A 20,765-nucleotide genomic window follows, 5' to 3' on the forward strand; every position below is an offset into this window, starting at 1 on the left:
TTATGAAAAAGATATTTCCCATCATATTGGCTGGCATACTATTGAACGCAGCCGCTTGCAAAAAAGACAGTGCTTTCCTCGATGTACAACCCACTTCCATCCTTACCAATCAACAGGCATTCTCTGATCCGGCACAGGTATTGTCGATCCTCGCCGACCTGTATAACCGCCAGCAGGATTTTTCGGGGCTCGACAATGGCTGGGCGTCATTTGCGGATTTTAGCGAAAGCTTTCCCTCTGAGAATGGCAGCGCCAGTATTGTGCAACGCAATGAATGGGGTTTTAAAGAATGGGAAACCTGGGATTATGGTTATATCCGTGATCTGAACTTATTTATTGAACGGGCTACCGAAGCCAACACGCTGGCCGAAACAGACAAAAAACGTTTCCTGGCGGAAGCCCGCTTCCTGCGCGCCAACTATTATTTTGAAATGGTAAAACGTATGGGTGGTGTGCCCCTGATCTTACAGTCACTCAGATATGATTTCAGTGGAGATCCCACGTATTTACAATATCCGCGGGCCAAAGAATCGGAGATCTATGATTTTGTGATCAGTGAGGCGGAAGCCATCAAAAATGACCTGCCGGTGAACCCCAATGAAAAAAGCCGTGCTACGAAAGGGGCGGCCCTCGCTATGGAAAGCCGGGCAGCCTTGTATGCCGGATCCATTGCCCGCTACGGCGTTAATACGCCGCAGGTCAGCCTGCCCGGACTGGAAGTAAGCATTCCGGCCTCCATGGCGAATGGCTATTATACAAAAGCGTTGAATGCTGCCAAAGAAATTATCAGCGGCAGCGCCGGCGCCTATGCATTGTATAAGAATAAACCAGACCTCGGCGAGAACTTTGCTTCTATTTTTCTCGATAAAGGCAATAATCCCGAAAGCATTTGGGTAGAAGATTATAAACTACGGAGCGGCCGGGTGAATGGTTTTACCGTGTCTACCCAGCCACGGTATGGAGCGGAAGAAGAAGAGGGCGGCCGCATCAATCCTTCGCTGAACCTGGTGCAATCATTTGAAAAGCTGGACAATAGTTTTGCGCCCATCCCCCATACAGATGGTTCAGGCAACCCGGTATACTATAATAATCTGTCCGACATTTTTGCCGGCCGTGATGCCCGGCTGTACGGAACAGTTATATTACCCGGTTCTTCATTCAAAGGAAGGCCGGTTGACATCTGGGCCGGTTACCAGCTGGCCGATGGCAGCATTGTTACCGGCGATGACCGCGGCGCACAAAAGACCCTGCCCGGCCAATCGGGGCCTGTACAGGTTGTCGGTTTCGACGGCCCGGTAAGCGCCAAAGAGTTCACGGCACAAACCGGATTTTATTTACGCAAGTATGTTGATCCCACGCCCGGCGCAGGATCGCGCGGCACCAACAGCGAGATCCCCTTCATCCGCTATCGTTATGCCGAAGTAATGCTGAATGCCGCAGAAGCAGCTTTTGAATTAGGGCAGGCCGATGAAGCGGCCGGGTATATGAACCAGGTACGCGCCCGTGCAGGCCTCACCATTCCGCTAACGGCTACGGACATCAGCTTCGACCGCATCGTGCATGAGCGCCGCGTAGAGCTGGCATTTGAAGGCCATATTCTGTTCGATAAGAAACGCTGGCGGATAGCACATCTCGTGTGGGATGGCAATAAAATGACGGCGGCCGATCTGCTCAGTAATATCGGCTCGGCCACGAAACGCAGTACGCAGCCCTTTGGCTTATGGCCATACCGTCTGCATAATCCCGGCAATGCCAATCACGGTAAATGGAGCTTCCGGATCGTTTTGCCGGTGACCGTTACCGGGGCGAACCGCTTCCGCCTGGGTAATTATTATTCATTCATCGATGATAACATCAGGGCGAATAATCCGAAGATCGTGCGCCAGCCCAATCAATAGGCCACAGCAAATGCGCCCATTTGAAAAAGTGCAAATGAAAATCAAATCAAAAACCGGCATTATGAAATTACAGACACAATATATAATCATGCTCGCAACCATCGCGACCATGATGTCTTGCAGAAAAGACAATTACGACGAACCCGGTGTATTGCTCCAGGGGCATATCGTGTATAAGGGAGAGCCCATCCAGGTGGAATACAACCAGGTGCCTTTTGAATTGTATCAACACGGCTTTGGTAAAACGGGACCCATTAACGCGGTATTCGCCCAGGACGGTTCCTATTCCGTATTGTTATTCAGTGGTGAATATAGATTCATCATTCCGAATGGACAGGGCCCTTTTAAATGGAAGCAAACCGCTGCCGGCGCACCTGACACCACCATCGTTGCCCTTAATGGCAGCCAGGAACTGGATATAGAAGTAATGCCCTATTACATGATCCGCAATCCCCGGTTCAGCAAAACGGGCGGCAATATTGCAGGCTCGTTTACCATCGAGAAGATCATTACCGATGCATCAGCCAGGGATATTGAAAGCGTTAGCCTCTATCTCAATAAAACACAATTTGTTTCAGGGGCCGATAATGTGGCCTTAAAAACTATGAACGGAAGCGATATTACCGATCCCAATAACGTAAATTTAAGCGTAGCCGTGCCCACCTTAAACCCCGCCCAGTCCTATGTATTTGCCCGGATCGGCCTGAAAATAGCGGGTGTCGAAGACAGGATCTTTTCACCGGTGATGAAGATAGACCTGTAAAATCCGCACTGCATCGCGAATGATCAGTTGGATGTCACGCTGCTGACAGGTGATCATAAAGCAGAGGACCTGTCAGGTCCACCCAACAACCTGCTTATCAAAACAGCTGCCCCGGACCTTACAGGTCCTGCGCAGTTTGCATTTCCTTATAAAATAAACATAACAGAATATGATGAGACCTTCTTTATTTCTTGTAGCAGTGACGGTAATTGTGAGCAGTGTAACACAGGCCCAATGGAAGCCAGCCGGTGACCGCATCATGACCAGCTGGGCTGCCAAAATAGATCCGCAGCAACCCCTGCCCGAATATCCGCGGCCCCAAATGGTGCGCAACACCTGGCTCAACCTGAACGGACAATGGCAATACAGCGCCCTGCCTGCTTCGGAACAAAACATTCCCACCGCGTATGCAGGCAAAATACTCGTGCCTTTTGCTATTGAAAGCGCGTTGAGCGGTGTTGGCAAAACAGTGGGTAAGGACAGTGCCCTCTGGTACCAGCGCACGGTATCCGTGCCGGCCGCTTTTAAAAACAAACGCGTGCTCCTGCATTTCGGCGCGGTAGACTGGTTATGCGATGTATATGTAAATGGAAAGAAAGTAGGGACCCATCAGGGAGGTTATGATCCCTTCTCAATGGATATAACAACAGCTCTTACCAAATCGGGTAACCAGCAGATCGCTGTGCGTGTGTGGGACCCTACGGATGAAGGCCCGCAGCCCCGCGGCAAACAGGTGAACAAACCCAATGGCATCTGGTATACACCTGTCACTGGTATCTGGCAAACGGTGTGGCTGGAAGCTGTTCCGCAAACCTATATCAGCAATATCAAACAAACGCCGGATATCGACAAAAGCGTCGTACGCGTAATGGCCGAGGTAGCGCATGCCCAACCCGGCGACCAGGTGGTGATCACCGCGTTAAAAGGAAGCGAGAAGATCGCCGAACAAACGGTAGCGCCCGGAACCGAAGTGACATTGTCAATTCCCAATGCAGAATTATGGTCGCCCAAAAAACCTTTCCTCTATGACCTGAAAGTATCGCTGCAGCAGAAAAATAAAAAGACCGATGAAGTAAGCAGTTATTTCGCCATGCGCAAGATCTCCGTGGGAACCGATAACAAGGGCATCCAGCGGATGTTGCTGAACAATGAATTCGTATTCCAGTACGGTCCGCTCGACCAGGGCTGGTGGCCCGATGGATTGTATACTGCGCCTACCGATGAAGCACTGAAATTTGACATCGAACAAACCAAAGCGATGGGCTTTAATATGATCCGTAAACACGTGAAAGTAGAGCCTGCCCGTTGGTACAATTACTGCGATCGCTTAGGCATCCTGGTATGGCAGGATATGCCCAGCGGCGACCTCGGCAATCGCTGGGAATCCCGGCCCGGGGTCTATGGGCGCGCTTCTGATAAAGACCGCACCCCGGAATCAGAGACGATCTTCCGCAATGAATGGCGGGCCATCATGGAAAAACTCCATCATTTCCCGAGCATCGTAGTATGGGTGCCTTTCAATGAAGGGTGGGGACAATTCAAAACAAAAGAGATCGTGGAGTTCACCCAACAGCTCGATCCTTCGCGGCTGGTGAACAGCGCCAGCGGCGGCAATTTTGAACCGGTTGGCCATATGATCGATCTGCATAATTATCCCGAGCCGCTGATGCCCGATCCCGCTTTATTTGGCGCCAGGCAGGTGCTGGTATTGGGTGAGTTTGGCGGATTGGGTTTGCCCATTGAAGACCATACCTGGCAGCAAAAGAACAACTGGGGTTACCAGAGTTTCAAGAGTAAGGAAGAATTGTTGAAACGCTATGAAGAATTTATCGGCCGCATCCCGGAGTTCATTAAGGCCGGACTGTCGGCCGCCGTGTATACCCAAACCACCGATGTGGAAGTAGAGACCAATGGTCTTATGACCTATGACCGCAAGATCATCAAGATGCCGGTGGAACGCCTGAACCAGATCCATAGCAAGTTGTATGAGCCGAATGAGGTGGTGATCCGAAAATAGCTGATCAGTTGACCGTGTCATGGTTGCAACCGTGGCACGGTTTCCTATAAAAGATGTTACCAGTTACCGGTGACTGGTGACTGGTAACTGGTAACTGGTAACCGGTAACTGGTAACTGGTACCCGGTAACCGGCAACTGGTACCCGGTACCCGGCGACTGCTAACCTTAACATGAAACCTGTAACCTGTAACGTGAAACAACTAGTATTAACAATCCTCATCATAAGCAGTACTGTATTGGTGACTGCTCAACAACAGCACAGGGGTCTTACAAACAGTTATTACGTAAGCAACAGATCACCGCTGCGCCCATCGTCCTTCATCCGGCTGCCGGTGAACAGCTTCAAACCCAAAGGCTGGCTGCTGCATTTTCTGAAGCTGCAACGGGATGGGTTAACCGGGCATCTGGGGGAGATCAGCGCCTGGTTGACCAAGACCGATAACGCCTGGCTGGCAAAAGACGGCCAGGGCAAATGGGGCTGGGAAGAATTGCCCTATTGGTTAAAAGGCTATGCGCATCTTGGCTACCTGCTGCAGGATCAGCAAATGATCAATGAAAGTAATTTCTGGATCAATGCCGTGCTCAATAACCAGCGGCCGGATGGCGATTTCGGTCCGGTCGTATTACGCAACGGCAAACGCGACCTCTGGACCAATATGCCCATGTTATGGTGTTTGCAGTCCTATTATGAGTATTCCAACGATGCACGGGTTCTGACCTTTATGAGCAAGTATTTTAAATGGGAGCTTGCCCTGCCCGATGATCAGTTCCTGGAAGATTACTGGGAGAACAGCCGCGGCGGCGATAATTTGTACAGTGTGTATTGGTTGTACAATCGCACCGGCGAACCCTGGCTGTTGGAGCTGGCCACGAAAATTGACCGCAATACCGCCAACTGGCGACAAAAGGACAATTTGCCGAACTGGCACAATGTAAACATCGTGCAGTGTTACCGCGAGCCCGCCACTTATTATATGCAATCGAATAATCCTGCCGATCTTGAAGCAACTTATAACGTTTTCAAACTGGTGCGTGAGCTGTACGGACAGGTACCTGGTGGTTTATTCGGCGCCGATGAAAATGCGCGTAAGGGCTATGACGATCCGCGCCAGGCGGTGGAGACCTGCGGGATGGTAGAGCAAATGACCAGTGATCAGTTATTGTTGCAGTTTACCGGTGATGCCATGTGGGCGGACAATTGTGAAGATGTGGCTTTTAATACTTTTCCGGCGGCATTCATGCCTGATTACCGCAGCCTGCGCTATTTGACTGCGCCCAATATGATCGTGAGCGACAGCATGAACCATGCGCCGGGAATTGCCAATGAAGGCCCTTTCCTGATGATGAACCCGTTCAGCAGCCGCTGTTGCCAGCACAATCATTCCGCCGGCTGGGCCTATTATGCAGCCAATAGCTGGATGGCCACCCCCGATAACGGACTGGCAGCCCAGTTATATATAGCAGGAGATGTGACGGCCAAAGTGGGTGACGGAACAAACCTGACATTAACGACAGAAACGCATTATCCCTTTGAAGAAGCTATTGCTATTACGGTAAAAACGCCCAAGGCTGTGTCTTTTCCGCTTTACCTGCGGATTCCCGCCTGGTGTACCAATGCAGCGATAAGTATCAACGGCAAACCGGCAGCAGTAAAAACGACACCCGGCACTTATGTTTCGCTGTCCCGTAACTGGAAGAATGGCGATAAGATCGTACTGACACTGCCCATGCAGTTGCAACTGCGCACATGGGTGAAAAATAAGAACAGTGTAAGCATCAATTACGGGCCGCTGACTTTTTCATTATTAATAAAAGAAGACTACAAAAAGCAGGACAGTAAAGCGACGGCGCTTTATGATTCGCGCTGGCAGGAGCATGCCGATGTAACCGCCTGGCCATCGTACGAGATCTTTGCTGCATCGCCCTGGAATTATGGCTTGCAGTTAAATGCCGATAACCTCAATAAATCATTTACGATAAAGAAGCGGCCATGGCCCAAAGATGACAATCCATTTACCAATGCAACAGCGCCGATCCAACTGATCGCGAGCGGCAAAACCATTCCCGGCTGGACGGTAGATCAATATGGCTTGTGCGGGGTATTGCCACAGAGTCCGGTCACCGGCACAGGCCCTTTGCAGCAACTGACCTTAGTGCCGATGGGCGGGGCGAGGTTGCGGATCAGTGCGTTTCCTGTATTGAAAAGATTGTGAAGTAGACCTGTAAGGTGCGCTTTTTGATGGCTGTTTAACCGGCAGATGCATGTTACGGTGACCGGTATCCGGTAACCGGCGACGATTCCAGATCAATCTTAAAAGCAACAGCAAACCTCGAAGTATTGACATTTGGATAAGTAATGGTCAATCCCTCCGGCACCTGCTCCCATTGCAACTGCTCTTTACTACCCAAAAGGCTAACCGAACGGATCTTTCTCTCCAGTAACTTAGCTGCTGATCCAAACGATTTGATGGTGATCACTTCACCCGGTTGCGGAACGGTAAGGCAATACGCATAGATGGCGCCGTTTTTGCCCTGGGTAAACCGGAAATCCTTTGTGCTGAAGGTAAAGTCCGCATGCTGTTTTCCCAGCTTTCCACCCGGAAGGGTCTTCAGTTTCGATTCCTTCGTTTTGCTGTTTATGACCTGTTCGCCTTCACCCAGTATTTTCCAGGCTTTACTGCCATAGATACCCTCACCATTTATTTTCATCCAGGCGCCGATGGCTTTCAGCATAGCGGCGCTGCCCTCATCCATCGCGCCTTCCGGCGTGAGCGAAACGCAAAGCGTTAAATTGCCATCGCGTGATACGTGTTCCAGCAGGGCACGCACCACCATGCCGGCGTCATAATAAAAGCCAGGTTGATAGAACCAGTCACCCACGGCCATATCGGCCATCCAGGGCTGATCGGTCTTTATCGTTGGCGAATACCTGCCTTCGAACGTAGTACCGGCCCCGCGATTGGTGGGCAGGAACTTTACGATGCTGAGTTTATCGAAAGGTTTATGCTTATTGGCCATGGCCTTGTTATAGAAATGCGCTACCACGCGGGGGCCGGCATCACATTTAATACCAGAGCCGCTTTTATAACCGCTGAAAGGCTGGGTGCTGTTGCCATCGGTATAAATAAAATCCGGATCATATTGATCGATCACATCCTCGATGCGCATCGCCCATTGGGTGGCATACCATTTCGCGTAATCGAGATGGTTACCAAAAATGCCCTGGTAGCCATGGGCGATCAGGTGCAGCTTATAGGGTTTGCCGGTAGAATCAACCGGTTTATAGCCCAGGGGGATCGTATACAATAATTTCGGATCGAGGCCCTGCCACCATTTGCCTTTACCATCGGCCAGGGTCAGGTTGCCATCGTAAGGCACACCCGCTTTGGGTCCGGCGCTATCGCTGCCAAAAGCGGTTTGATACCACCACCAGGTATATTCGTGATGGAAGGCAACGCCGAAGCGCATATTATGTTTGTTCAATTCCTTTTTCCAGCGGGCCAGGAAATCTTTTTTAGGCCCTACTTGAACGGAGTTCCAGGGATGATAGCGGGAATTCCACAAGTCGTAATTGTCGTGGTGAACACCTACCACCAGGGCATAGCGAAAACCCGCATCATAGTAGGCCTGCACCAGTTTGGCCGGATCCCATTGCGAAGGGTTCCATTGGTGCAGCACATCTTTGTAACCGAATTCACTCGGATGGCCAAAGCTTTTCACATGATTCTTATACGCATCGAGGTCCTGTTCATATAAACGGCGGGCATACCAGTCGCCGCTTTTACCGGCGGCCTGCGGGCCCCAATGAATGAACACGCCGAATTTGGCATCCCGCCACCAGGCCGGTTCACCCGGATAATTTTTATCAATGGATTGCCAGTTGGGTTCAAAAGGACCGGGAGCCATGGGGAAATCCATTTTTACTTCGGGAAACGTAGAGGGATCGCTTATAAAACCCAATTGTTTGGTCTCTTTTACCGGCATGGGCGGTAAGGTATAAGCAGGGGATCTTTTTTGCGCAGAACAACTATTCGTCAAAAGAAGCAGGGGCAGGAAGAACAAATTGGCAGAAATCCTTCGCATACGATCAAAATATTCACTCATCGCTATGGCGCTTTTATCGTTATTATTAGCGGCTGGAAATTACGCCTTGAAGGGCTAGGGGTTATCCTGTACCGTCCTGAATTCATCGAAGGCAAAAGCCAAGCGCCAGGTAGGTTACCTACAACTTGCTATAATATTTCTAAATCGGGCTATTATCATGATTAATAAAGATAATTTCAGTGACTCAATTAATTGGTTTGAGCATTTGTCGGATAGATTGACAGGTTCCCTGCCGTAGACTCATTTAAGAAGTCAGAATAAACAAATCTTACTAAATCTACTAACCTATTAGGCACAAGCTTGTTTTTAACTAATTCAATACTTTTCCTAATCGCACTATATGGTTTATCGTTTTTACTGCCATTCCAAAGGTCTTCTAATGTGTCTTCACATATAAAAATGTTTTCTGAAGGAACAATTATAGAGATTCTAGAGTTGGCTTTAAAAGGATGAATAGCTGGTAAATCAGCTAATTCCCTATCAGTCTTGCCAAGACGATCAAGGTCGTGTACAACTTTAAATGCAATTCCGAATTTAGATAACAACCTGCCAACTGCTGGAATCGTCCACTTTCCTCCGCAGGATACAATAGTACAATCTAGAGAGCTTACTACATTTACTCCGCAATACTCAAGTAAGGATGGGCAATGTTTAAATATAGCCATTTCTGTGTCACCTTCAACTAAAATCACCTTACTGGCAAAAAAGGCTTCACAAACAGTGGGATGAAAGTCCAAGGCTGCACGTAGTGCGTCTCTTTCAATTTTTCCTACCTCCGAGCTGTCGAACGGATTTTCTGTAAGTTGTTTTAACGAAATATTGCCAATTGTTGTACGAGAAAGGATTACTAAGGACTTGGGTACATCTGCGACATTAATAAAAACCGGCGAATGACTTGTACATATTACCTGCCAGTTCTCAGATATAGAAATTATGTTGAAAATTTCTTTTAACTTCCTTAGCATTTGGGGATGAAGGTAGAGTTCTGGTTCTTCGTACAAAATAATTGTAGTCCTTGAATTTTCATCGTTTATCGCCGCTTCATTTTCTCCCACCATTTCCAATAATGAAAAAATGAGGGTTCGTTGAAGACCATGTCCTTGTAAACCAATAGGTGTATCATGTACTCCATCAACTATTCTAAGTCCTACACTAGAGCTTATAACTGTATCAATTTCTGGATTATCAAACTTTACATTTGCCTTTGCGTCTATTAACCTACTTAATCTTTCTGAAAGTTTATTATTGATATCGTTAATCCCTTTAAATCCATCTTCGCTATGTATTCTATCACTTAATGCGGATATAGCTTTAATTATGTTTTCATACTCTTTTTCGCCTTGTATTTGCGGAAGTATTAATCTTCTCATCAATTCTCCAAAAGCAGACTTGCCTGTTTTGGAATACTTCGACTCGTCTGAAGCATCCTTTACTGCTGGAATAATTATTATTTTAGGCAGAGCTTGCTGAAGCGAATTATTAAAGGGTATTGATTCTCCAGACCAAGTTGCATTACCTTTTACAATCTTATCTGGATACTTATCTCTAATTATCTGTTTAACTTTTTCCTTATTGGCCTTGGTTTTAAATTGAGTAGCAGTTTTAATGTTCATTTCTTGGGCAATTGCCTTCAATTCTGTACCTAGTTCATTCCATTCGTCTTGCCAACCATTTATTTGTTCTTCCTCCTTAAATGCGAAATATTCAATTGTGATTTTCTTTTTTTCATCTTCTTCAGTAGAGATTGTTGCAACATATTTTAACCTAAGTTCGTTGTTATAGACCAAAGCACTAATAGCAGGCGAGCTTCTTTCCCATTCTTTCAATTCATGAAATGTTCCTTCAATTTCTATAATCGTTTCAGTTCTTAAATAAAATTCTTCCATGTCTGGCTTAACTCCCGTGCATAACAATTCTATTCCTCTTAATACTGATGATTTTCCGCAATTATTTTTTCCGATAATTGTAGTTAAATTGTAAGTATCAAATTCAATGTTTTGTAGTCCTCGAAGATTTCGAATTGAAATTTTTTTAAGCTTCATAAATATAACGTAATGAATAATATGTAGGAAAGCCCCTTTTATATCATTTTCCGATACCCTAAGGAGATGTACAATGCTGGTAGGTTGGGATATGATTCTGAAATCCGGGGTGTAAATTATATAATAACTAACAACTTAAATACTGGTTGCACATGATATAAATCAAGTTTTGCTTGAATTATTCAACATATGGGTTTGAATGATGGCAACCGATTCAGGTTTAGTCGCTGCAAAAGTCTTCGAACAGTTATTGGTGTATTATTATTTCTGTCTTAGTTATTTCTATAAGAGAGTTTGAAATAAGTGAATCGGTAATGTAAGTAAGGTGGGTTTGAAAAATGAGAAGCAGGTTGGTGTTTGTAATATTGCCGGTTTTTATAAGTAATAATTTGGCAGGAATATTTCTAACCAGGAAAGATTCCAAAAAATCGGCATCTTTTGAAATTACGATCTTATCCTCTTTTATGGAAAGATCATTTATAAAATTGTCGTTCGTTTTATTTTTTTCCGAAAGCTCCTGGTATGAATAGAGTCATGCCCTTTTGAGCACAAAAAGTCAGACAAAGATTTGGGAAGTTGTGCCTCAACTATAAATTTCACGAGGTTATTCTATATATGCTTTTAACTTGTGTCAATCTTGCAGCATATTCAATACAGGCAAGAAAATCTTCTCTTTCTAAATCCGGGTAATCTGTTAGTAATTCTTCAATGCTCATTCCTGATGCCAACAACTCAAGCATCGAATCTACCGGATACCGCAAGCCACGAATTACAGGCTTACCGTGGCAAATTTGGGGTCAATGGTGATTCTATCAGTAAGATATTCAGGCATTTAATAATTTTATACTGAAAATTAAGGACTATTTTCCATTTTTTATTCAGCTAATGTTTTCGGTTGCTAACTGACAAAATAGCTCAATAACAGGCTAATAGGTCAAGCTTCAACGATAAACGCCAGCATTAATTTGCCTGCCAAAGGATCAGCTGTGAGAGCGTTTCCCATTAAAGCGTTTGTATTCAGCGCCGGCGTTCAGGCGCCTATCCGCCTTTGGCGGATCAAGCGTTTTGCCTTTTCACACAATATTATCTTTGTCAAATTGTTATAATAGTATAGGTAAAATACCCTGCATGAAAAAATTTTTACGCCCCCTGCGTTTGGCCGCCTGCCTCCTCGTACTGGTTAGTGCCGGCACAACAACAGCTTCCGCAAAAATCATTGTTGTGAAATTCATCGGCGGCTTTCAGAAAGCCGTGAACGAAGCAAACCCCGGCGACACAGTCCTGGTGACGAATGGTCAGTACACGACCGGAACAGATATTGTGATCAGCCGCGCCGGAACGGCAGACAAGCCGATTCTCGTAATGGCTGAAACGGTTGGACAAGTGGAGATGACCGGGCTCGGCGGCATCAGTCTGGCGAGTGGCGCCAAATACGTCATCATCAGCGGATTCAAATTCACTCATTCCGCATCCCGTGCCCGCTCCTTACCCGGCAGCAGCTTTTGCCGCTGGACACGCAATATCTTCGAGAATGAAGGCGCCGGTGAGGATCTGTCCATTGCCGGCAGCGATCATGAAATAGATCACAATACTTTTCAGAATAAAAAAAGCATGGGCCGTTACCTGGCCATTCGCGGCGAGGGCAAACAGATTGCCGAGCGTTTATGGATCCATCACAATTATTTTTACAATTTCGAATTCCAGGGTGGGCCCAATGGCGCGGAGGCTTTTCAGTTTGGACTGAGTGGATTCAGCATGTCGAAAAGCAATAGTATCGTAGAATACAACCTCTTTGAAGAATGCCATGGTGAAAATGAGCTGATCTCCGTAAAGGCTTCTGCAGTGACCCTGCGTTACAATACCATCCGCAATTGCAAGGCGCAGTTCACCCTGCGGCATGGTAACTTCTGCCAGGTATATGGAAATTATTTTCACAACACGCCCGGACTGCGCATATTCGGTGACGATCACCTGGTGCACAGCAACTATTTTGAGGTGTGCCCGATCGGTATCAATATTGGAAACGGCGATGGGGAAGTAGCGGATGGCGCAGCTTTGACCTGTCACGACCGGCCCGACCGCGTAATGATCGCATTCAATACGATCATCAGCGCCAAAGCGCCGATCGCATTGCCTGCCCGCAACAACGGACTGGGCGCCACGGCCATCACGGTGGCGTATAATATCATCAGAGGCGGTGGACCGGCAGCAAGCATTGCCGGACCCTATACCAACCCGGTTTGGGAAGGAAATATCGTCTTCAATGCAGAGAGCAAAGGCGATATGCCGGATGGTACATTTACAATGAACGACCCGAAGCTGGGGCGTGGACAAAGCGCTACCATTCACTTATTGCCTGGCAGTGCGGCCATCGATGCCCTGCCTGCGCCCAAGGGCAAAAAAGCGGTGAACAAGTATGCTGCCATCGCGACTGACATGGATGGCCAGCCGAGAACCCTGCCGCTCGATGCAGGTGCCGATGAAGTGAGTAAGGCGCCGGTAACGGCAAAGATCCTGGATCCAAAAGATGTTGGGGTAGGGGCTCCTTAATGGCGTGTTGGCAAGTTGATAGCGTTGACAGTGTTGATAGATGTGGTAAGTTGATAAAGTTGCGGGTTGACAGCGTAGATAGAGGAACAAGCTGACAATGACAAGTTGATAGCATTGACAGCATCGATAACCATAAAATAATAAAGTCCGGAAGCGCATACCATGTATGACTTCCGGACTTTTTGTTTAAGCCTTTTGTGAACGCCAGGCTTTAGGACTTGTTTCGTTTTTTAGTGCTTCGTTAGCAACAAGCGTGTTAAAAACGGGAATAAGCGTGCAGTGAATTTGATAGGAACTGCGCAAAGGAGGAGAAAAAAATATTTTGCAGTCTACTATAATTATAGTAGATTTGAATTAAACATAGTAGTTAATGGAAGAGATCACCAAAGCCCAGGAAGAGATCCTGGCCGTTCTATGGGAAATAAATGAAGGCGCCGTAGCTGATGTGGTGGAGCGCTTGCCGAAGCCCAAACCGGCGTACACGACGGTGGCTACCGTAATAAAGGTGCTGGAGAAAAAAGGGTATGTATCGCACCGGAAATTCGGGAATATCCATGTGTATTATCCGCTCGTGAGCAAAAAGGCCTATGCAAAGCATATTTTGAAAGATGCGTATAAAGGTCTTTTCAATAATTCCCTTAACCAGCTGGTCTCTTTTTTTGTAAAAGAAAAAGATGTGTCTGTTACTGAGCTGGAAGAATTGAAAAAACTGATTGACCAGGAGATCAAAAAGCAAAAGTCCTGAACATGCAAACATTTATTCAATATATCCTGCTGTCCACCGCTTGTTTAAGCGTCGCATGGTTATTATATAAAGCATTGGTGGAGAAAGGAACGATTGTCAAGACCCGGCGGATCTACTTGATCATCGCTATCGTTCTAAGTTTAGCGGCGCCTGTAAGTCCGCTCACCATAAACACGCCCGTCTTTTACAGCGAATGGGATAACAGCAGTATAACGGAAGTCGGTAATAATTCAACAGGAGAAGCGACCGGCATGCAGGCCGCAGATACGAAGGTCTTACCAACAAATAAGCAGTCGCGAACCGAATGGGATGCCAAGGGCATACTCTTTAGCATTTACCTGGCGGTAACGGCTTTTTTTATGATCCGCATTGGCAGGGAACTGTATATTATAATGGCCTGTTACAGGCGGTCGACGAAGCAGCGGTTTGGACAATTACAAATAGTATGGAACGACCGGTTCAAAGCATCCTTTTCTTTTTTCCACCTGGTGTTCCTGAATAAAAAATACCTGCAGGAAAATGAGTTTGATAAAGTGGTGGCGCATGAAAAAGTACATGTTTTACAATATCACTCCATCGATCTTTTGCTTGTGCAATTGCTGACGGCGCTGATGTGGTTCAATCCATTTGTGTGGAAGATGCGGAATGCGCTGCAACTGGTGCATGAATACCTGGCGGATGAAGGGGTTTTGCAGAGTGGGATCGACATTGTGGAATACCAGCAGTCGCTGCTTGACCATATCGCCGAATCACAGGTTTTTACTATATCATCTACCTATAAACATTCATTAATTAAAAAACGCTTTCTTATGATGTCAGCAAATAAAGCAGCAGCAGTTACGAAGTACCGCGTCTTGTATTTGATCCCGGCCACGGCCATCATGTTATTGGGGGTGGCCTGTGTGAACGGACAGGCGGTGTCTGAAGCGCCGAAAGTAGTGACCGCAGTAGCGCTTACCAAGGCAAACGTGGTGTATATCGGTATCGAGAACCCGGTGAACATTTCTGTGTCTGGTTACCGGCCCAACGATATTGAAGTAGCAATCGATAATGGAACAATCAGCGGCGACAGCGGCGAATATATTATCAAACCTGCCCGGCCGGGTAAGGCGCAGATAACGGTGAAAGCAAAGGGAAGGGTGGTGCAGGAAACTGCATTCAAAGCGAAATTTTTGCCGGCGCCGGTGGTAGCGCTAACGCCGGCTACGGGCGCCGCGACATTGATCAAAGGCGGACACATCACCAAAGAAGCCTTGCTCACAGCAGGCGGCATTATAGCAACCGTTGAAAATGCAGATATTGATATTCCCATCAAAGTAGCGTCATTTACGCTAAGTCTGCTTACAAACGGCAATACCGAAAGCAAGTCGGCCGCTGCGCAAACAAGCAGTTTTTCCGCAGAGCAGGTAAAACTGATCCAGTCGCTGCAGGATGGCCAGCGGATCATTATAGATGATATCGCTGCTACGGGACCCGATGGCAAAGCGCGCAAAGTACCTGCTTCGATGGTGTTTACGATTGGGAAGTAAGCCTTTGTTTGTCAATTATAATAGAGAAGGGGCTGCTTTCGTGCAGCCCCTTGGTTTTGACCTTTTATGTCGCATAAAACAATAAAGTAGATCTGTCATCTGCTGTAGCGAAGTGTTTACAATTTTTACCTTAAGTGATATATAAAGCCCCCGTATAAGTGCTGTCAGAGATCAGTTTGCCGTCAGCCGATCTAAATGCGATCCATGTTTGAACGTGCTGACCATGAAATTTAGCTACAGGAAGGGCGGCAATACAGGTTCGCCGGTCTGCCCCGTTCACACTAAAGATGCATTGATTCAAAGCTTCACAATATACTACCAGTACCGCTTTATCATTTTCCCGGGCATTGCCATGGTAGTTGTTGTTTTCCCAGCTAAATATTACATTTTGTGATGCTGTAGTTGCTTTTTCAGAGCGAACCGGTTCTAACTTACCATGGCATACAGGTATCAGGCTATAATTAATATAAAAATCAGGGAAGCTGCCATATATGGCGTTTTTGACGGTGTGCGACATTACAAAGTTTGAGTAGGTCAATTTCTTATTCGCCACTGCGCTTAATGAGAGCAGCGCTGAAAGGCTGCCGACGAATTTTTGCGCCAGCCCAAACTTTTGCTGATGTGCCATTTGTGCAATGGAAGCGGGTTTGTTTTTACGAACCGGAGCGCTGCGTAAGCAATATTTCCCTTTATAATAGTAACCAACTACATTACCTAGTTTACCTGTAAAATGAAATACATTTATTTGGCGTGCCATAAAATAAGTTTTAGGATGTTTAATGAATAATTTTTGTTTAGTCTTTTTTAAAATGCCACCCCGGGGCCCTCGGGGTAACATTTTAAATGGTGTGTTGGCGTTTTTTGCCTTCCCGATACGCATCGGGATCAGTAGCCGGTGATTGGCCGGCATGTAATTGTTTCATAGGTGCCGGGGATCTGCGCTGTTTACGTCACCGTTACCTCCCCGGTGTAAATACTGGGGGCGAGTAACTTGCCATTGGCTGACATAAAGCTGATCCAGGTATGCACGACTTTGCCGCTAAATTCCGACACATCGAGTGTGGCTGTTCCTGCTTCGCGGGTTGAATTGATGAGAAAATTGCACTCATTCAATTCGGGGCAATAAGCGGCCAGGATAGCCTGGTCATTCGCTTTTGCGAGCCTGACACCGGCGTTGCTGGTCCAGGTGAACTTGATAATGCCCGTAGCATCCGGCGCTACAGCAGGTGTCTTCGCTTTAGGCAATCTGCCCTTGCTAACCGGCACTTTGCTGTAGTCGATCTTGAAATCGGGATAATTGCCAGTGATTGCCTCTTTGAGGATGAGTGACTGGGCATAGTTGGTGCCAGTCATTCTGATGGCCTGATCCCTGAAGCCAAGCTCGAACAGATCATGCATACTTTGTGTAAAGGAAGTGGCTATTTTAAATTTAGCCTGTTGTTCTTCCTGTTCGGGTGATAGGTTTTTGCTGCGCTTTGTTCCTATGCTGCGTATGTAGGTAACGCCACGCCATTTGCTGCCTATTACCTTTCCGACTTTTCCTGAAATGTCATCCAGGATTCCTTTTTGTAACCTTGCCATTGTTTTAAATTTTAATGATGAATAAATGATTGTTTATGCACTCGGCGCATGGTCATAACCGGTACTCGATCATTGCCTTGTGCGATACAAATGTAGAAGCGATTTTCATTCGATGTATCACTGATGGATACACGAGTTCCGCATTGGGCGCATTTTAGCCGTTGCGGGTCATAATGCGCCGAAATATGTACAAAATGGCCGTTTTGGGTCATTTTGGGATGCAGGAACGTTGGTAATCAGTGTGATGTGGGGTGATTTAAAAGCCCGTTGCAGAAGACGATGTGAAAAGAATTTCTTATGGCAATAAAGCGCTTTCCCAATGAAAGCAGTTTAATTTCTTCGGGATTTCTTCGGGACTCTCCAATGAGAATACCGGGTTTTCCTTGGGATATCCCGAAGAAGACCCGAAGCCGCCCTGGAGCAGGGTGGGCGTTGAGTGGGAGAAAAGACAGTTTTATATTTGAAGGCTCAAATTGTAGAACCTTTGGTGTTGAAATGTTTTTGAAAATACAGAACACTTCTTGATGTTTCCCTCTCCACGCTACTGTTTAATACGTCAATCATTTCCTTGTGATCAAACTTAATTCCAAGTATAATTCCAAAAAACAGGGCGGTGATCCTGTCAAAATCGTTTGCGGGCTTATTGTACCGGTCTTCAATCGCTTTTTCTAATTGGGGAATTGCAGATATGAGTGATTTCGGTGTTGTTGGCCGTAGAATATTTGATAAAACCCAGGAGTTAAATCGCCGCACATTGGGTTGTTCTGAGTTAACCCATAACTTAGCCAAAAGATGAATAAGTTTGTTATTTTGCTTTCGTGGGAAGAGATTGGCTTTAATAGACCACAAAAGGCACCAACAAATTGAGAGATTATATTGTGGATCATCCTGTTTAACCAGCTCCATCATACTGTCAAATATCTCATGAATTATTTCACTACGGCGAAGCGTATTCTCTTTTTTGTCATAGGTATATTTGAAAGCAAAACTCATCATCCCTAAAATGGCCATGCACCTTTTTTCTTTCTGACCATCCTTTAGATCGGATAAGATTTTGACCATCAACATTTCATGATTTTCCGCATGCTTGAGCTCAATCATGTAAATATCTGAAATTAATGAACCTACCTTAGTGGCATGTGCGTCCTCATAATTGTCGAAGAAACATTCATTTACTTTCCTTTTAAAAGTCGTCGCAAACTTGTTTCTTAAAATTATTTCCACATTGTGCCTTTGTCGTGATAAATAGCATTTCGCATACCATTCTATGGCAGTGGCCAAAGTTTCCGGATTAATTTGAATTTCATTGGCCAGGCAGCTTCCCAGTAATGCTGTCAGCAATTGCCGTCTTAATAGTCTGCCTGTACGATTTAATGCATTGGCTTTCGATTCCGCTATCAAAAAATCGATCAGCTCTTTGCATTCCCTTTCCTGCAATACCGCCATTAAAGGGATAACCTCTTTCCAGCTTTGCCGGTAAATATGTGGTTTAATAATATCAATAACATTTTTTGAATAATCCTTTTGAGGGATAAACTTTTTCACAATTGCTTTTGCTGTCAAATACTCCTGGAAGCTTAAGTGTAAAAATTCATACACAGGTGTAGTGTTGCCAGAATCGAGGCGTTTATGCCCGGCCATAATCAATAAACTGCTGCGGGATTCCACCCTCTTAATAAATTCGGAAGGATTTATTTTGGTATAACCCAAAATTTCAGGCAGTTGCGTCCTTGCCTCAATAAGGCAATTGCTGAGTTCATCTGCAGTAATGGATTGTTTCCCCTCTGTGGTCATCCAATAGGCGACAAAAGCGAGTTGAGGTTCTGTTTCATCAATGTCTAAAATACCATGGCCTTCCACGTTCCAGGTAACCAATAGTAGCTTGATCATTTCCTGGTATAAGACGCTTCTTTTTGTAGGAAGGTAGCCTGCCCATCTTTTTACGAAAAGCAGGGTCGTGAGCAAAAGCGGATTCTCGGCAAGCGCTTTTATCCGGGCATCATTTAGGATTATTTCGTTCAGCTTATTGGCCTCCCTGATTGTGTTTTCTGATTCATCGATGATGGCTTTGTGCCATTTTAAACTTAATTCTTTTATTTCTTCGCCATTCAGATTCGAGACGGTATAATTTTGGCAATAGGAAGCGAGCGAACCGGCAATAGCCCGGAAGCCGGATTCTCGGGAAGTAACAATAATGTTTAAAGATGGATATGTAGCAATAAAGGTCCTAAGCTGATTTGCAAAGGCGATCCTGTTTCTATCCTCGGAAATTTCATCTAACCCATCAACCAGAAATAAGGCAGTGCCATTTTGTAAAGCTTGAGATACTAATTTTGAGAAACCATCACTACAGGCAGGGATTTCTGCCCTTGCAGGAATACTGTTAATGATGTCTGTAATACTTTGAGTTACTTTTTCACCCAAATCTCTGCATCGTAAGAAAATGGGGAACCAATTTTTTTCCGGCAGCGCATCATTTATCTTATCTCTTCTATCTGGAAAAGCATACGCAATGGCAATACGCTTTATTAATGTTGATTTGCCGCCGCCGGGTTTTGCGAGAATAGCAAGTCTAGATTCATTACTCAATATGTTTCCAATTCCCTTCCTCTCTACGAATTCATCGTCGTCTTCTTCATCGTTTGAAACCATTTGAATTGGGGATTTGATGAAATGCAAGGGAATGAAAATGTTTTCCAGTTTAACTTTTACTGAACCTGCCTCTTTATCGGTTGGCAATCCTTCAAATTGAATTTCACCCAGTTCATTTTCAAGATATTTGAAGTATTTCTTCCTGGCGTCTGCAATGTGTTGTTTCAGCAATTCAGTAGAAACATCTTTATTAATGATCCTTAATCCATCGAATATCTTATTAGTGGTTTTGTCTCTTGATAAAATACCATCCGCCAAACTCTTTATTAGTGGTTTTCCCTCCGCATGAATCAGGGCAAAATGGGATGTTTCCTGGCCGTTTGAATCCGAATAATAAAGTGTCCAGATCCATCCGTTATCACAGGCCAGCAAGTCATAATAGTTTTGCAACGCTAAGCCTTTGCTTAAATCAGCAAGAGAAGCAACAGCTTTTTCAATGGGGACCAATATTCTGCCACTGATAAGTTCTTCAACCAGCTTGTCTGGCTTAATTAGGATGACCCTTTTGTTCTCACAATCGTTTTCCTGTTCAATGGCCGTTTCTTTAAAACCGGACAGGGAAATAAAATACCCATTGACATCGTTTTTCCTGTTCAGTTTATTTTTCTTTAGCTTCTTTTTTTCTGCATCTAGAACACCTATAAATTTGTTGATATCTGCGCCGCCAATGGCTTCTGCCTGTGCTTTGCATTCAGCAATCGCCATTTTGTTTTCGGTCCTATGTGCTGCTGTAAGGTCAATCTCCCTTCCGGATTTGTTAATGTTAAACCTTGGTTGGTCATACCCTAAAACATGGAATAGATCAGCCATTAACCGGCCGAATAGATCGCCTTTTTTGTTTTGATTATCCTCGAGAATTTCAATCTTTCTTAGTTTCATGCTA

At 45.6% G+C, this 20,765-nt stretch carries 13 protein-coding genes and 1 pseudogene; 7 read left to right on the forward strand and 7 right to left on the reverse strand.

Going from position 1 to position 20,765, the window contains the following annotated elements; all coding sequences use genetic code 11:
• Window positions 1-2: 2 nt before the first annotated feature.
• The 4 genes from JT717_RS27165 to JT717_RS27180 all read left to right on the forward strand — a co-directional run bounded on the left by JT717_RS27165 (window position 3) and on the right by JT717_RS27180 (window position 6,892).
• Window positions 3-1,898, forward strand: coding sequence for a RagB/SusD family nutrient uptake outer membrane protein (locus tag JT717_RS27165; RefSeq protein ID WP_205514450.1), 1,896 nt, complete (start codon window positions 3-5; stop codon window positions 1,896-1,898).
• Window positions 1,899-1,959: 61 nt separating this feature from the next.
• The gene (locus JT717_RS27170) at window positions 1,960-2,661 is read left to right on the forward strand and encodes a DUF3823 domain-containing protein (RefSeq protein WP_205514451.1); all 702 of its coding nucleotides are present in this window, start codon (window positions 1,960-1,962) and stop codon (window positions 2,659-2,661) included.
• 169 nt (window positions 2,662-2,830) lie between these two features.
• Window positions 2,831-4,678 carry a glycoside hydrolase family 2 protein gene (locus tag JT717_RS27175; RefSeq protein ID WP_240348452.1) on the forward strand — a complete coding sequence of 616 codons (1,848 nt, stop codon included), beginning with the start codon at window positions 2,831-2,833 and terminating at the stop codon, window positions 4,676-4,678.
• A 192-nt stretch (window positions 4,679-4,870) separates the two neighbouring features.
• A complete protein-coding gene (locus JT717_RS27180; protein WP_205514452.1) occupies window positions 4,871-6,892 on the forward strand; it encodes a beta-L-arabinofuranosidase domain-containing protein in 2,022 nt (673 codons plus the stop codon).
• A 52-nt stretch (window positions 6,893-6,944) separates the two neighbouring features.
• On the opposite strand, the gene JT717_RS27185 is transcribed toward JT717_RS27180, so the two are convergent.
• From JT717_RS27185 to JT717_RS28950, 4 genes and pseudogenes are all read right to left on the reverse strand, one after another.
• Complete coding sequence (locus JT717_RS27185; protein WP_205514453.1) at window positions 6,945-8,762, reverse strand: alpha-L-fucosidase; 1,818 nt, start codon at window positions 8,760-8,762, stop codon at window positions 6,945-6,947.
• Between the two features lie 209 nt (window positions 8,763-8,971).
• Entirely contained in the window at window positions 8,972-10,825 is a 1,854-nt protein-coding gene (locus JT717_RS27190) for an AAA family ATPase (protein WP_205514454.1), read from the reverse strand.
• A gap of 247 nt (window positions 10,826-11,072) precedes the next feature.
• Window positions 11,073-11,321 (reverse strand): annotated as a pseudogene (locus JT717_RS28945) (DUF5615 family PIN-like protein); the annotation flags it as partial.
• A gap of 100 nt (window positions 11,322-11,421) precedes the next feature.
• Window positions 11,422-11,616 (reverse strand): DUF433 domain-containing protein, encoded by a 195-nt coding sequence (locus JT717_RS28950; RefSeq protein WP_439650921.1) that lies wholly within the window; start codon window positions 11,614-11,616, stop codon window positions 11,422-11,424.
• Between the two features lie 337 nt (window positions 11,617-11,953).
• Between JT717_RS28950 and JT717_RS27205 the strand changes: the two genes are divergently transcribed.
• From JT717_RS27205 to JT717_RS27215, 3 genes are all read left to right on the forward strand, one after another.
• Window positions 11,954-13,375: a polysaccharide lyase 6 family protein gene (locus JT717_RS27205; RefSeq protein WP_205514456.1), complete on the forward strand. Its 1,422-nt coding sequence runs from the start codon at window positions 11,954-11,956 to the stop codon at window positions 13,373-13,375.
• 370 nt (window positions 13,376-13,745) lie between these two features.
• Entirely contained in the window at window positions 13,746-14,120 is a 375-nt protein-coding gene (locus tag JT717_RS27210) for a BlaI/MecI/CopY family transcriptional regulator (protein ID WP_205514457.1), read from the forward strand.
• A gap of 2 nt (window positions 14,121-14,122) precedes the next feature.
• The gene (locus JT717_RS27215; RefSeq protein ID WP_205514458.1) at window positions 14,123-15,649 is read left to right on the forward strand and encodes a GldM family protein; all 1,527 of its coding nucleotides are present in this window, start codon (window positions 14,123-14,125) and stop codon (window positions 15,647-15,649) included.
• Between the two features lie 130 nt (window positions 15,650-15,779).
• Here JT717_RS27215 and JT717_RS27220 read toward each other — a convergent pair whose 3' ends face one another.
• The 3 genes from JT717_RS27220 to JT717_RS27230 all read right to left on the reverse strand — a co-directional run bounded on the left by JT717_RS27220 (window position 15,780) and on the right by JT717_RS27230 (window position 20,761).
• On the reverse strand, window positions 15,780-16,406 hold the full coding sequence (locus tag JT717_RS27220) for a DUF6266 family protein (protein WP_205514459.1): 627 nt from the start codon (window positions 16,404-16,406) through the stop codon (window positions 15,780-15,782).
• A 188-nt stretch (window positions 16,407-16,594) separates the two neighbouring features.
• Window positions 16,595-17,230, reverse strand: coding sequence for a DUF6266 family protein (locus tag JT717_RS27225; RefSeq protein WP_205514460.1), 636 nt, complete (start codon window positions 17,228-17,230; stop codon window positions 16,595-16,597).
• Between the two features lie 468 nt (window positions 17,231-17,698).
• Window positions 17,699-20,761, reverse strand: coding sequence for an NACHT domain-containing protein (locus tag JT717_RS27230; RefSeq protein ID WP_205514461.1), 3,063 nt, complete (start codon window positions 20,759-20,761; stop codon window positions 17,699-17,701).
• Window positions 20,762-20,765 lie beyond the last annotated feature (4 nt).

The organism is Longitalea arenae, assembly GCF_016924755.1.
Classification (GTDB): Bacteria; Bacteroidota; Bacteroidia; order Chitinophagales; family Chitinophagaceae; genus Niastella; species Niastella arenae.